General features: G+C 72.7%; 11 protein-coding genes. 7 read left to right on the forward strand and 4 right to left on the reverse strand.

What is annotated here, in order from left to right; translation table 11 throughout:
- Positions 1 to 161 precede the first annotated feature (161 nt).
- Positions 162 to 1,067 (forward strand): D-hexose-6-phosphate mutarotase, encoded by a 906-nt coding sequence (locus OHA37_RS37795; protein WP_266912421.1) that lies wholly within the window; start codon positions 162 to 164, stop codon positions 1,065 to 1,067.
- Positions 1,068 to 1,169: 102 nt separating this feature from the next.
- On the opposite strand, the gene bla is transcribed toward OHA37_RS37795, so the two are convergent.
- Positions 1,170 to 2,105, reverse strand: coding sequence for a class A beta-lactamase (gene bla / locus OHA37_RS37800; RefSeq protein WP_443046275.1), 936 nt, complete (start codon positions 2,103 to 2,105; stop codon positions 1,170 to 1,172).
- Positions 2,106 to 2,628: 523 nt separating this feature from the next.
- Between bla and OHA37_RS37805 the strand changes: the two genes are divergently transcribed.
- Positions 2,629 to 3,033, forward strand: a complete 405-nt coding sequence (locus tag OHA37_RS37805) for a transglycosylase SLT domain-containing protein (protein WP_266914910.1) — start codon at positions 2,629 to 2,631, stop codon at positions 3,031 to 3,033.
- A gap of 86 nt (positions 3,034 to 3,119) precedes the next feature.
- Here OHA37_RS37805 and OHA37_RS37810 read toward each other — a convergent pair whose 3' ends face one another.
- The 3 genes from OHA37_RS37810 to OHA37_RS37820 form a co-directional block, all read right to left on the reverse strand.
- A complete protein-coding gene (locus OHA37_RS37810) occupies positions 3,120 to 5,945 on the reverse strand; it encodes a helix-turn-helix transcriptional regulator (RefSeq protein WP_266913590.1) in 2,826 nt (941 codons plus the stop codon).
- A 95-nt stretch (positions 5,946 to 6,040) separates the two neighbouring features.
- A complete protein-coding gene (gene bdeA / locus OHA37_RS37815; protein ID WP_266914160.1) occupies positions 6,041 to 6,952 on the reverse strand; it encodes a bis(hydroxyethyl) terephthalate hydrolase in 912 nt (303 codons plus the stop codon).
- A 288-nt stretch (positions 6,953 to 7,240) separates the two neighbouring features.
- Complete coding sequence (locus OHA37_RS37820; RefSeq protein WP_266913591.1) at positions 7,241 to 8,428, reverse strand: PucR family transcriptional regulator; 1,188 nt, start codon at positions 8,426 to 8,428, stop codon at positions 7,241 to 7,243.
- A 187-nt stretch (positions 8,429 to 8,615) separates the two neighbouring features.
- Between OHA37_RS37820 and OHA37_RS37825 the strand changes: the two genes are divergently transcribed.
- Genes OHA37_RS37825 through OHA37_RS37845 form a run of 5 tightly spaced genes read left to right on the forward strand, consistent with a single transcriptional unit; the run spans position 8,616 to position 13,482 of the window.
- Positions 8,616 to 9,413, forward strand: coding sequence for an ABC transporter ATP-binding protein (locus tag OHA37_RS37825; RefSeq protein WP_266913592.1), 798 nt, complete (start codon positions 8,616 to 8,618; stop codon positions 9,411 to 9,413).
- Positions 9,410 to 10,201: an ABC transporter ATP-binding protein gene (locus OHA37_RS37830; protein ID WP_266913593.1), complete on the forward strand. Its 792-nt coding sequence runs from the start codon at positions 9,410 to 9,412 to the stop codon at positions 10,199 to 10,201. Before OHA37_RS37825 ends, OHA37_RS37830 begins: the two co-directional genes overlap by 4 nt.
- Complete coding sequence (locus OHA37_RS37835; RefSeq protein WP_266913595.1) at positions 10,198 to 11,088, forward strand: branched-chain amino acid ABC transporter permease; 891 nt, start codon at positions 10,198 to 10,200, stop codon at positions 11,086 to 11,088. The genes OHA37_RS37830 and OHA37_RS37835 overlap by 4 nt, the downstream gene beginning before the upstream one ends.
- Complete coding sequence (locus OHA37_RS37840) at positions 11,081 to 12,223, forward strand: branched-chain amino acid ABC transporter permease (RefSeq protein ID WP_443046276.1); 1,143 nt, start codon at positions 11,081 to 11,083, stop codon at positions 12,221 to 12,223. The genes OHA37_RS37835 and OHA37_RS37840 overlap by 8 nt, the downstream gene beginning before the upstream one ends.
- Entirely contained in the window at positions 12,220 to 13,482 is a 1,263-nt protein-coding gene (locus OHA37_RS37845; protein WP_266913597.1) for an ABC transporter substrate-binding protein, read from the forward strand. The genes OHA37_RS37840 and OHA37_RS37845 overlap by 4 nt, the downstream gene beginning before the upstream one ends.
- Positions 13,483 to 13,492 lie beyond the last annotated feature (10 nt).

Below are 13,492 nucleotides of genomic sequence, written 5' to 3' on the forward strand. Positions count from 1 at the left end.
CAGGTAGGGGAGGCCGGACGTATGCGGCCGGTGCGGAGCGCTGAGGGGATGGATCAGGAGCGAGGCGATGGAAAGGCACCGACCGCGAGCCCCTCCAAGAGGTCAACCCTCCCCAACCGCGATGATTTGACCCGCTCCGTGGGGTGAAGGAAGGTCGGGGCATGGATCAGATCTTCGAGAAGTTCCGGACCCTGCCCGTCGAGGAGCAGCTCTCCCCGGCCCTCACCCGCCGCAGGTACGCGGACTTCCCCGTCCTCGTCGTGGACCACCCGCGAGCCGGACAGGCGTGTCTGAGCATCCAGGGCGGACAGCTCGTCACCTGGCGCCCCGCCACCGCCCGCGCCGACGACCCCGGCGTGCTGTGGTCCGCCGATCCGGACCTGTGGCGGCGCGGAACCGCCGTGCGCGGAGGCGTCCCGCTGTGCTGGCCGTGGTTCGGCCCGGCCGGCCCCGCCGGCTCGCCCTCGCACGGGTTCGCGCGGACCACCGACTGGGAGCTGACGGCGTGGGAGGAGGACGCGGACCGGGTCGTCGTGGAATGCACGCTGCGTCCCTCGCCGGCGACCCGCGCGCTGTGGCCCGAGGAGTTCGTCCTGGTGGCGCGGTACACCCTGACCGACACCTGCCTGATCGAGATCGAGGACCGGGGCGACCACACCGCCACGGCCGCCCTCCACACCTACGTACGGATCGGCGACCTCGGACGGGCACACCTCGCGGGCCTCGGCCCCGAACACACCGACGGGCTCACCCGGCGCCGCTACGAGGACGAAGACGGCACGCTGACCCCGGTGGACCACGTCGAGCGGTTCCAGACGGTGCCGGCGCCCGTCACCACGGTGCGGGACGAGGTGCTGGGCAGGATCGTCGCCCTCGCCCACCACGACCACAGCGACGTGGTGGTCTGGAATCCGGGCGCCGAACTCGCGCGGGGCATGGCCGACATCGCGCCGCAGGAGCACCGGCACTTCGTGTGTGCGGAAACCGCGCGGGTGGGACGGCCGCTCGTGGCGGAAGAGGGGCGGCCGGGTCGACTGTCGGTCGAACTTCGGATGACGGAGCAATGAGAGAGAGGACGGCGAGAGCGGGCCGAGGGGGAGCGGTATAGGGGGAGAGCGGTATGGAGGGAGCGCGGCCAGAAAGGGGCGAGCGGGGACGGCCGAGGTGGGTCACCGCTCGGTCAGGGCCGTGGCCACGAGTGCGGCCGCCCGGGCGATGAGCGGATTGTCGGCCGGCGCATCGGGGTGGGGCTTGGTCGTCAGGACGGCGATGACGAGGGCCGGCCGCCCGGGGGGCCAGGCGATGCCCACGTCGTTGTTGGTGCCGTACTCGCCCCCGCCGGTCTTGTCCGCCACCGTCCAGCCCTCCGGCAGACCGGCCCGCAGCCGCTCACTGCCCGTGGTGTTGCCCAGCAGCCACCCGGTGAGCCGCCGCCGGTCCGCCGGCTCGAGTACGGAGCCGAGGACGAGGCGCTCGTAGGTCCGCCCGATGGCGTACGGGGTGGTGGTGTCGGTGACCCGCCAGGGTTCGGCGCTGTTCAGCTCCGGCTCCCACCGGTCCAGGCGGGTCGTCGCGTCCCCGGTCGAGCGGGCGAAGCGGGTGACCGCGGTCGGGCCGCCCAGCTCGCGCAGGAGCAGGTTGGCGGCGGCGTTGTCGCTGAAGCGGATCGTGGCGTCGCTCAGCTCCGCGATGGTCATTCCATGGGCGAGGTTCTCCGGCCGGCCGGTGATCGGCGCGTACCCGGAGGCGGTGGCCTCCTTCGCGGTGTAGCGGACGCGCTTGGCCAGGAACTCCCCGTCCCGGTCGAGGTCGCGCAGTACGGCGGCCACGGCCAGGGTCTTGAAGACCGAGCAGATGGGGAAACGCTCCTGCGCCCGGTACCGCAGGGTGCGCCCGGTGGCGGTGTCGTGGGCGTAGACGCCCAGGCGGGCGGCGTGCTCCCGCTCCAGGTCCGCCAGCGCGTGCGCGATCCCGGCGCTGCCGCCGGGGGACGGGGTGGCGGCCAGGGCACTCCCGCCCGCCACCGGCATCGAGGCTGCCACTGCCACTCCGGCGCCCCACGCAAGCAGGGCGCGTCGGGACGGGGCCTTCCCAGTGGTGTTCACGGTCGTCCTCTTCCTCTCCGGACCAAGATCTCAACCATTCACCACGCATGTCCCTCCGCGACGGTTCCAAACGGCGGGTTTCCGGAAAGCGGCGCTCGACGCCCCCCAGGCCTTCGATCCGGGGGCCGAATCGGTCCGGTCACCTTCCCCCGAAGGGGGTACGGGCGGCCACGGAGGGTGAGATTCGGGGCTCCGGGCGGTGACCCGCCCCACAGGACCTTGGTCACATACGAGGCGGGATAGTAGTCCTTAAACGTCCCTTACCGGGCCCCTCGCATCGCTCCCCACCAGGGGTAATGCCTGCCCAGCCGGTGGGGGGCCATTGCGCCCCGGCTGCGAGGACCACTAGTAAGAGGGGTCGTTGCCAGGCGAGCTCGACCCCCGTAGAACTGGATGAGTCGCAGGGCGGACGGAGATCCCCCGGATCCCCGCTCCCGCCGACGAACCCCTCTCCTTCGTGTGAGTGGCTCACGCATGCTCCGGCATGCTGCGGCAGCCCTTGTCCCCTGCGAAAGGCCCGTCCGTGTCCAACGCCGTCATCCGCCGCATCGCCGCTTCGAAGAAGACCCTCACGGGTACCGTCCTCGCCCTGGGCGTCGCCGGTTCCATGCTGGCCGCGGTTCCCGCGCAGGCCGCCCCGATGAGTGCCAAGGCGATCGCTCAGCAGATGATCAAGGACCCGGCGCAGTTCGCGGCGTTCAACAACATCGTTTCCCGTGAGAGCGGCTGGGACCACACCGCCACGAACTCTTCCTCGGGTGCTTACGGCCTGGTCCAGGCCCTGCCGGCCTCGAAGATGTCCTCGGCGGGCTCGGACTGGAAGACCAACCCGGCCACCCAGATCAAGTGGGGCCTGGACTACATGAACTCCCGCTACGGCAGCCCCGAGGGCGCCTGGAGCTTCTGGCAGAACCACCACTGGTACTAAACCACCAGCGGATCGCGGGGACACGAAAACGCTTGGCCGGACCCCTCCGGCCGGGCGCTTTTGCATGCGCCCGCGGAGGCAACGGCTCACCCTTGCGCCGGTGCCCCGCCCCTTTCGGCCCGGTCCACCAGTCGGGAGAGCTCCGTCCGGGAGCGCACTCCGAGCACGGCGAAGACGTTGCGCAGGTGGTGGTCGACGGTGCGCGGGCTGACGGAGAGGGTCAGCGCCACCTCCCGGTTCGTGGCGCCCTCGGCGACACAGCGCGCGATCCGCAACTGCTGCGGTGTGAGCAGGGCCAGCCCGCCCGCCGGCGCCGGTGCGGGTGCGTCGCCGGTGGCCCGCAGTTCGGCGCGGGTCTGCTCGGCCCAGGCCGGGGCCCCGCAGCGCTCGAAGGTGACCAGCGCGTCCCGCAGCCGGTTCTTCGCCTCGGCCGGACGGCGCCGGCGGCGCAGCCACTTTCCGTACAGCAGCTGGGTGCGGGCCCGTTCGAAGTCGCCGTGCACCGTCTCGTGCTGTGTCAGTGCCAGGGCGTAGAGCGCATCGGCGGTGTCGTCCGGCGGGGCGATCAGGGCGCGGCACCGGGCCAACTGCGCCGGTGCCTGAGGATCGGTGCCCAGGGCGGCCCAGAGGGCGAACTCCTCGACGGCCGCCTTCGCTTCCGCCGAAGCCCCGGACTGTACGGCCGCTTCCACGAAGCACGGCAGGGCGAGCATGCGGACGGCGAAGTGGCCGCACCCGGGCCCCGGCCTGGTCAGCGGGCCGAGCCGGGCGGCGGCCTCGAAGGGCCGGCCCCGGCACAGGTCGGCGCGCGCCGAGGCCCATTCGGCCAGGGTGACGGCTTGCAGCAGCCCGTGCGGGCGCGCGATCTCCACGGCCGCTCCCGCGTGCGCGGCGACGGCTGCCGCGTCGTCCTCGACCGAGGCGACCAGGGCCAGGATCGCGTGCTGACCTGCGGCCACGTTGCGCTGGCCGGCCCGGTGGGCGGCGCGGAGGCCTTCCTGTGCGTGGGCCCTGGCCCGCGCGTGCTGGCCGGCCCGCAGCTCGGCGTACGCGAGGTGTTCGAGGATCCGCGGGGTGAGGGAGGCCAGCCCCCGCGACCGGGATACGGCCAGGGCCCGCGCGTTGGCCCGGCACGCCGCCGCGATGTCGCCGAGTACGAGCGCGGCCACCCCGGCCCGCAGCAGCCGGGTGGGGTCGTCGTCGTCCCGCGCACGGTCGAGGACCCGGCGCAGCGGTGATCGTGCCTCGGCCAGGTGCCCGACGATCGCCGTGCGCAGTCCCGCCCGGTAGTCGAGCATCGGATCCACGCCCCGGCCGGGCGCGAACGGGTCGGCCGGCGCCGCCGGTGAGCAGGCGAAGGCGGGGTCCCGTGGTGGAGCCGGGAGCGGGGCCTCGGCGAGGGCCGCGAGGCAGGCGGCGGCGTCGCCCGCGGCCCAGGCCGCGTCCATGGCCTCCATCCTGGCTTCCAGAGCGGCCTCCGCGTCGGACGGGTCGAGCCGCTCCGCGGCCATGATCAGCGCCTGATAGGCGTCGCCGACCGGCCCGTCCCGCAAGGCCATGCTGCCCCGGACGAGCTCCGTGCGGCCCTGCAGCGCATCGGGGGACGCGCCCTCCCGGGTGGCCGCCAGCAGCCGGCGCGCCCTGCGGGCGTGCCCGGCCAGGCGGGCGTAGTCCGCCGCGGCGGTGAGGCGGGCGGTACGGGCATCCTCGTGGGCGGTGAGTTCCGCGGCCCTGGCCAGGGCGGCCGAGCGTTCCATGCCGGACGTCGGCGTGCCGGGAGCGGCCGCCTCGACGAGGCCGGCCGCGAGGACGGCGTCGGGCCCTTGCGCGGCCAGTGCGAGGTGCAGCAGGTGGTGCAGGCGGTGGCGGTCGGAGTCGATGACAGAGGCGAGCAGCGCGTGGGCGGCCCGCCGCTGCGAGGACGGCGCGCCGGAGTACACGGTCCGGCGGAGCAAGGAGCCTGCGAAGGCGATGCGGTCCCCGTCGTGGTGCACCAGCCTCGCCGCCTCGGCGGGGTCCAGCGCGGCCGGGTCGAGTCCGGCCTTGCGGGCGGCCAGCAGGACCAGGGAGGCATCCGCCCCGGCCGCGTCGGGATCGGGCTCCTGCGCGGCCGCCACCAGGAGCAGGAGCTGTCGGGCGGGGGACGGCAGCGGGGCGAGGCGGCTCCCGAAGACGGCCCACAGGGCGCCGCCGTCCACGAGCGGGCGCGGCAGCGGCCGATGGCCGCCGAGCTGATCCGGTGTCAGGCGCTGGGCGAGGGCCGTCAGGACGGCCGGGTTGCCTTCGGCCTCCGACAACAACTCCGAACGTACGGCAGGGTCCAGTCCCCCACCGGTGAGGTCGCGGAGCAGGGCGGTCGCCGCACCGTCGTCGAGCGGGCCGAAGCGGACCACGGGCAGTCCCGCGAACTCGGGATCGTCCGCCCGGTGTTCCGCGACCGAGAGCAGGAGTCCGATCGGGCGCGCGGGGTCGGGACGTCGTGCGGCCGAGCCGAGGACGGCCCGCGAGGGCGCGTCCCACAGATGTACGTCGTCCACGCAGACGAGCAGGGGATGTTCCTCGGGGACGTACTGCCTCAGCAGTTCGGGCAGTCCGGCCGGCCGGACCGTTCCGAACGCGGCCCGCGGCGGCGCCGCGCCCCTACTCTCGGCCGCCGCGCACAGCAGTGCGTGCATACCGTCGTAGGGGCGGGGCTCGCCGGGGAGGCGTCGGGGGCGAAGGACCGGCCCGAGCGTGAACGCGTCGGCGGCCCAGGTGAGAAGAGCACTGCGGCCCAGGCCGGGCTCCGCCGCGAGCAGCAGCGCCCCGCCGTGTCTGGGCCGGAGCTGATCCGACAGGGCGGCCACAGCCGCCAGTTCGGTCGTCCGGCCGTAAATCCGGCAAGGAGTTGCCGCAGTCGTGTGTCCGGTCACGCCGGTGAGGTTACTGCCGTGTAAACAATGGCGGAAGACCGTACGCAGCAGGTGGGAGGCCGAAGCGGAACGGCCTCCCACCTTTCGGGGGTGGTTCAGGAGGTGTGGGGGCAGTTGCCCCGGTACTCCTCGATGGTCAGGCTCGGGCTCGGCACCGGGCAGAGGAACTGCTCGAAGCGGGTGTCGTTGTCGATGAACCGCTTCAGCCACGAAATGCTGTACTTCGCGATCGTGGTGTCCGAGCTGTTCGGGGTGAAGTGCGTGGCGTTGTTGAGTTCCAGGTACGCCTTGTCGAGCGAGCTGGGCAGGCTCGTGTAGAAGGGCTCGGAGTGCGTGGCGACCGGCGCGACCGTGTCGCCGTCGGCCCCCACGATCAGGGTCGGGGTCTTGATCTCGGGCCAGGACTTGTCGGTGTTCCAGCCGGTGAGCGCGATCGCCGCCTGCAGCGAAGTCCGGCTCTTCGCGGCCTCCAGCGTGCCGCCGCCACCCATGGAGTGGCCCATCACACCGAGCCGGCTGCTGTCGATCCTGTTGCGGACGCTACTGCGCTCCGTCAAGTAGTCCAGGGCGGAGAGCAGTTGACGTCCCCTGCTGTCGGGCTGGTCGAGGGTGGTGAGCGTGTCGATGGTCATGACGATGAAGCCCTGGGAAGCCAGTCGCGGGCCGAGCCAGGCGATGGAGGACTCGTAGGCGGTGAAGCCGGGCGAGATCACCACGGCGCCGAAGGTCCCGTCCGCGGTGGACGTGGGGTAGTAGATGGTGCCGCCGCCGAAGCCGGTGACCAGCAGGGAGGAAACGCTGGTCTGCGACACCGAGTAGGAGCCGCGGAGTGCCTCGATGCTCGAGTTGGTCGGAGCGGGGCCCCGCTCGTACGGGTTGGCCGCGGCCTGTGCCCCGGACGCCGTGAACGTGGCGATCGCGCCGATCGTCACGAGCGCCGCCAGTGCGGACACGAGCGAACGGAGCCGCGTCCCGCCGCCGGCGGGGTCGACGGACCGTCCCCGCATACCGGCGGCGCCGTGGTCGGAGTTGGCCTGGTGGGCGTTGTCGGAGTGTTGCTGCTGCACGACGGAGTCGTCCTCTCGGTCGTGGCGGAGCCTTCCCGGCGGTGGCCCGTACCCGGCTGAATGCCGAGGTCCGTGCCCCCTGACGGTGCTTCCCGCCGCTGTCGCTGGCCGGACCACTGTCACGGCGCGCTCCGCGACCGCACATCGGTGGAATCACCGGTCTCGCCGACGCAATCACCGGCCCCGTCGGTGGACGTACCGGGGCGCCGCCGGACGTACCGGTCTCGCTCAGCCCCCCGACAACCGGTACGCGTCCCGCGCCAGGGTCAGCGCGATCAGGTCCCGCGGACGGGACAGGGACTTCGACGTCAGGCTCTCCAGCCGGCGCAGCCGGTTGAAGACCGTGTTGCGGTGGCAGTACAGGCGGCTCGCCGCGCGGCCCGCCGAACCCTCCGCCGTCAGCCAGGCGTCGAGGGTCTCCAGCAGCATCGCCCGGTCCGCCGGGTCCAGGTCCAGCAGGGGGCCGAGGACCGCCTGGACCAGCTCGGCAGACAGCTCGGGCTGGCGCACGACCAGGGCCGTGGGCAGCCGGTCGGTCAGCCGTACCAGCACCCGTTCGTCCTGCCCGCAGGTCCGCAGCGCCGTCTCCGCCAGCCGGCGGGCCCGGCCCAGTTCGGCCAGTCCGTCCACCACGGGGCTGATCCCGCCCGGTCCCGGGCAGCGGTCCGCGAGCTCCACCGCCAGCTCGGCCGTCGAGGAGTCGCCCAGCGCCACCACGGCCAGCTCCCGCTCCGTGCGCATCCGCCAGAACAGCCGCATCCCGCCCGCCGCCACCACCCGGTGCACCGTGTCACCCCGGTCGGCCGGCAGCACGACCACCGCGTACCGCCCCTGCTCCGGCAGGTCCAGGGCGAGCGCCACCTGGGCCGCCAGCGCCGGAGCGCTGTCCCCCTCCAGCAGGGCGTCCAGGAGGGCCTGCACCCGCTCGTCGCTGCGCCGGCGCATCTCGACCTCCGCGCTGCGGTACGCCTCCGCGGTCGCGGCGGCCTGCTGCTCGATCCCGGCCCACATGGCCCCGGCGGCGCGGGCCAGTACGGGCAGCGCCTCCGGGTCCTTCTCGGTGACGATGTCCAGCAGCGCGTCCCAGGTGAGCCGGCCCGCCCTGCGGTACGCGTAGAGCAGCAGGTCCAGTGGCAGCCCCTGCTCGGCCCGTCGCCGGCCCAGTTCCTCCGCGTACGACAGGTCCTTGCGCGGGGCGGACCGGGGTGCGGCGAAGGCCTCGATCCCGTAGTGCATGGCTTTGCTGACCTGGCTCCAGTGTTCGTCCCGCGGAACGGCCAGGTCGAAAAGCGGCGAATGTTTCGCCAGGTCCTTGATGAGCTGGTCGGTGAGTCCGGGAATGTCCGTGATCAGTACGTCCGCCGCCGACAGCAGGACCGACCATTCCTGTTCCGTGCGTGTTCTACGTCCACCCATGGCCGCCGAGGATGTCACCCCGCCCACCGCCGCCGCCAGGGGCGTGCGCGGCCGGTCTGTGCCCGTGCACAACGCGCGAGTTCCACGGCTGGTCATCGGCAGCGATTCCGCATCCGCCGGTGGACGTCCGCCCCGCCACGGTGTTGGTCTGTGCGCCAGCACAAGGCTGCCCAGAGGAAGGAAACACGTGGGTTCGCTACAGGTACGCGCGCTCTCCGTCGGCTACGGGCCGGTCCGGGCACTGCGCTCCGTATCGCTCGACGTGCCCGCCGGCGCCGTGGTCGTCGTACTCGGTGGGAACGGCGCCGGGAAGTCGACGCTGCTGCGCGCGGTGTCCCGGACGCTCGGGTTCCACCGGGGCACCGTGACGGACGGCGCCGTCACCTTCGACGGCAAGCCGCTGGACGGGCTCAGCCCGGACCGGGTCGTCGCCGCCGGGGTGGTCCAAGTACCCGAAGGACGCAAGATCTTCACCCGCATGACCGTCGCGGACAACCTCCGTGCCGGGGCCCTGGGAGGCCGCGCGGGATCCCGCGCCGATACGGCCCGATCGCTGGCCCGGGTGCACGAGCTGTTCCCCGTACTGGCCCAGCGGGCTCGGCAGCGGGCCGGACTGCTGTCCGGCGGCGAACAGCAGATGCTGGCCCTGGGCCGGGCCCTGATGGCCCGCCCGCGCCTGCTCCTGCTCGACGAACCCACCCTCGGGCTCGCCCCCAAGATGGCCGCCACCATCGCCGAGACCATCACCGAGATCAACGCCTCGGGCGCCTCGGTCCTGCTCGTCGAGCAGAACGCCGCCCTGGCCCTGAGGCTTTCCTCGCACGCCTACGTCTTGGAGGTCGGCGAGGTCACCCTCGACGGCCCGGCCGACGAGCTGGCCGCCTCGGACGAGGTCCGGCGCCGCTACCTCGGCATCACGGACGAGACCGCACCCGGGCCGGCCACCGCCGGGACGGGCCCGGAACTGCGGAGGTGGTCGGCGTGAACGAGAACGCCTCCCCTCCGCCGCTCACCGTCACCGACGTCACCGTCCGCTTCTCCGGCCTCACCGCCCTCGACTCCGTGTCCTTCACGGTGGAACCCGGCAGCGTGCACGCCGTCATCGGACCCAACGGTGCGGGCAAGTCCACCTGCTTCAACGTGCTGTCCGGGGTGTACCGGGCCACCAGCGGGAGCGTCCACTTCGGCGACGCCGAGCTCACCGGTCTCGCCCCGCACGCCGTCGCGGCCCTCGGCATCGCCCGCACCTTCCAGAACCTGGCACTGCCCCCGCACACCACCGTCGCCGAAAGCCTCCTGCTGGGGCGCCACCGGCTGATGCGGACCGGCTTCCTGGCCGCCGGACTGCGGCTGCCCGCCGCCGCCCGCGAGGACCGCCGGCACCGTGAAAGGGTCCGGGAGATAGCCGAGTTCGTCGGGCTGGAGGGCGACCTCGCGGCGCCCGCCGGTTCGCTCCCGTACGGAAAGCAGAAGCTCGTCGAGCTGGCCCGCGCCCTGTGCATGGAGCCCCGGCTGCTGCTCCTCGACGAACCCGTCGCCGGGATGACCGCGGACGAGAGGCAGCGCACCGCCGCCGTCATCGCGGGTGTCCGGGACAGCCTCGGCATCTCGATCGTGCTGGTCGAACACGACATGGGCATGGTGATGCGGCTCGCGGATGCGGTGACCGTACTCGACTTCGGCAAGCGCATCGGCGGCGGGACCCCCGCGCAGGTGCAGAACGATCCCGCGGTCATCCGCGCATACCTCGGAGAGGAGGAACCGGCCGCATGACCACTTTCCTCGAACTACTTCTCGGCGGGCTCTCCATGGGCTCCGTCTACGCACTGATCGCCCTCGGCTTCGTGGTCATCTTCAAAGCCACCGAAGTGGTCAACTTCGCCCACGCCTCCCTGCTGCTGGCAGGCGGCTACGTCACCGCGACCCTGCACGAGGAGCTCGGATTCTGGGGCGCCCTCCTGGCCGGCGCCCTCTCGGCGGCCGCCGTCGGGGCGGCCATCGAGTTCCTGGTGATGCGGCGCTACCGGGGCCAGGACCAGAGCGTGCTGGCCATCGTCACCATCGGCGTCGACATCCTCCTCATCACCGACCTCACCCGGCGCCTCGGCACCGACGTGCTCTCGCTCGGCGATCCGTGGGGCGACCGCGTGGTCCACCTCGGCGCGGTCACCGTGCCCCAGACCCGGATCGCCGCCATCCTGGCCGCCGGGCTGCTCATCACCGTGTTCCTGCTCGTGTTCCGGCACACCTCCTGGGGCGTCGCCATGCGCGCCGCCGCCGAACAGCCCGAGACGGCCGCGCTGATGGGCGTACGGCTGGGCCGGGTCTCGATCGCGGCGTGGGCCGTGGCCGGTGCACTGGCCGCCGTCGCCGCGCTCTTCCTGACCGTCTTCCCCACGCCCGGCCTGGAGCGGGCCACGTCCCTGGCCGCCCTGAAGGCCTTCCCGGCCGCGATCCTCGGCGGCCTCGACTCCACCTCCGGCGCACTGGCCGGCGGACTGATCGTCGGAGTCACCGAGGCGCTGGCCACCGGCTACCAGGGCCAGTTGACCTTCCTCGGCCGGGGCATCGGAGATTTGGCCCCGTACCTCGTGATGGTCGCGGTCCTGCTGATCCGGCCCGCCGGACTCTTCGGCACGAAGGAGCTCGCCCGTGTCTGACACCCGCAGCCCCGTGCTGCAACCCGAGGCCGTCGCCCCGGTGGCGGCCACCCGGCCGGGCCTGCTCAGCGCCCGGAACGCGGCGGCGGCCGCCGCCGGCCTGGTGCTCCTCCTGCTGCCGTTCTACCTCGACCGGTTCTGGCTGCAGGCCGGGCTGTTCGCCATCGCCGCCGCCATCGGGGCCATCGGACTCAACCTGCTCACCGGAGCCACCGGTCAGCTGTCGATGGGACACGCCTTCTTCCTCGCCGTCGGCGCCTACGGGTACTGCGCGCTCGCCGGGGACGGCAGCACGGTGGGCAGCCACACGCTGGTCGGCCTCGGCCTGCCCAGCTGGCTCGCCGCGATCCTGGCCGTCGCCCTCGCCGGGGCGGCGGGCGGCATCTTCAGCCCCATCGCCGGCCGGCTGCGCGGCGCCTACCTCGGCATCGCCACGCTCGCGCTGATCTTCATCGGCCAGCACGTGCTGTTCAACGCCACCAGCGTCACCGGCGGCTTCAACGGCCGGGAGGTGGAGCCGCTGTCCCTCTTCGGCTTCACCTTCGACGACACCGAGACCGTCATCGCGGCCGTCCCCTTCCAGTCCGCCGAGAAGCTCTGGTACGTGGGCCTCGCGGCCCTCCTCTGCGGAGCCCTGTTCGCACGCGGCGTCCTGCGGGGCCGTCCCGGCCGGGCCATGAACGCCCTGCGCGACCACAGCATCGCCGCTGGGGTGATGGGGGTGCCGGTCGCCCGGTACCGGGCCGCGGTCTTCGTCCTGTCGTCCATGTACGCGGGGCTCGCCGGCGTCCTGCTCGCACTGGTCTTCCAGCGCACCGTGCCCGACTACTTCGGCATGGTGCTGTCCCTGGAGTACCTCGCCATGATCGTGATCGGCGGCCTCGGCACGGTCTCGGGCGCCATCGTGGGGGCGGTCTTCGTCTCCCTCCTGCCCCAACTCCTCACCCGCTACAGCGACGCCCTCCCGCTGGTGTCCGCACCCGGAACGGGCGGGGTCTCGCCGGGCGAGGCCTCCCGCTACCTGTACGGAGCCGCCGTCGTCGTGGCCGTCCTGTTCCTGCCCGGCGGTCTCACCGGCATCACCCGGATCCTCCGCACCCGCACCCGCACCACACCCTCGAAGGAGCGAACGTGAACAGAAGAAGGCACGCTGCCGCGATCCTGGCGGCCGCACTCGTCCTGACCGGCGCAGCCGGGTGCAGTAGCAAGGCCAAGACTGCAGAGGGCGACAAGCCCGCCGCAGGCGGGATCAAGACCGGCCCCGGGGTGAGCGACAAGGCCATCAAGCTCGGCGCGCTCACCGACATGACCGGCGTCTACGCCTCCCTCGGCAAGAGCGTCACCCAGGCCCAGCAGCTGTGGGTGAAGCAGACCAACGCGGCGGGCGGCATCTGCGGCCGCACCATCGAGCTGACGGTCCGCGACCACGGCTACGACCCGCAGAAGGCCCTCGCCGGCTACACCGAGCTGGAGCCCTCCGTGCTGGGCTTCTCCCAGTTCATCGGCTCCCCGTTCGTCTCCGCCGTCAAGCAGCGGATCGACGGACAGGACAAGGGGCTGGTCATTCCCCAGGCCTGGTCCGCCTCGCTGCTGGGCAGCCCGTACATCCGCACGGTGGGCGCGACGTACGACGTCGAGACCATCAACGCCGTCGGCTACCTCCTCGACGAGAAGCGGATCGCCTCCGGCGACAAGATCGGGCACGTCTACTTCGAGGGCGACTACGGCGAGAACGCCCTGACCGGAGCCAAGGCCGTGGCCGCCGAGACCGGGCTGACCATCGTCGAGCAGAAGATCAAGCCGACCGACAACGACATGACGGCCCAGGTCGCGGCGCTCAAGCAGGCCGGGGTCAAGGCCGTGATCGTCAGTGCAGGACCCCGGCAGGCCGCCTCGCTCGTCGGGGTCGCCGCCGCGAGCGGATGGGGCGTGCCGGTCGTCGGCAACAACTCGGCCTTCTCCCCGCAGCTCCTGGCCACCCCGGCGGGCGCGGCCCTGCAGAAGGACTACTACTTCGCCTCCTCCACCTTGCCGATCGGCTCGACCGAGGCGGCTCCGGCCGCGCTGGCCGCCGCGTACAAGGCGGAGTACCCGGACTCCGGGCTGGACAACGGCGTGGTGGCCGGATTCTCGGCCGGCACCCTGTTCGGGGAGGTGCTGAAGAAGGCCTGCGCCGACAAGGACCTGACCCGCGAGGGCATCCGGGCCGCGCTGCTGAGCCTGAAGGCCTACGACAACGGCTTCGGCATCACCCACGACTTCTCCGACCCGAAGGCGCCCTCGACCCGGCAGAGCGTGATCCTGAAGCCGGACGCTTCGGTCCCCGGCGGCATGAAGGTGGTGAAGGGGCCGGGCACGGCACCCGCCGCGGCGAAGTTCACGCCCGCGTCCTGAGCAATGCGTC

The sequence above is a fragment of the Streptomyces sp. NBC_00335 genome (genome assembly GCF_036127095.1).
Classification (GTDB): Bacteria; Actinomycetota; Actinomycetes; order Streptomycetales; family Streptomycetaceae; genus Streptomyces.